This window comes from Pseudoalteromonas sp. SIMBA_162 (assembly GCF_046535955.1).
Taxonomy (GTDB): domain Bacteria; phylum Pseudomonadota; class Gammaproteobacteria; order Enterobacterales; family Alteromonadaceae; genus Pseudoalteromonas; species Pseudoalteromonas marina.
The window spans coordinates 1-270 of sequence record NZ_JAWJBQ010000432.1 but is presented as its reverse complement, the minus strand read 5'-3'; the positions used below and the strand labels follow the sequence as shown (position 1 = coordinate 270).

1 protein-coding gene is annotated in these 270 nt (G+C 64.1%); it reads left to right on the top strand.

Annotation, left to right across the window (positions count from 1 at the left end):
* A partial coding sequence (locus R0J88_RS20360; RefSeq protein WP_410900929.1) for a hypothetical protein occupies positions 1-270 on the top strand: 270 nt, incomplete at both ends.

The window sequence follows — 270 nt, the reverse complement described above, 5'->3', positions numbered from 1 at the left end:
CATGCTGGCGCTGATTTCCATCATCGCGGTGGCGACCCTGTTCGCAACCCAGGCCGACTTCACCGCAACCTATTCAAGCTTCGCCGCGGCGGGTGCCAATGGCCTCTCGAGCTTCGTTCAGGGGTCCGGTCAGCTGATCTCGCACCTCGGCCTGCCCGCCAACGTCGGCAGTACGCTGGTCGCGGTCATCGTAGTCAGCTTTGCGGCGACCACGCTGGACTCCGCCGTGCGCCTGATGCGCTACATCATCGCGGAACTGGGCAGCGAATA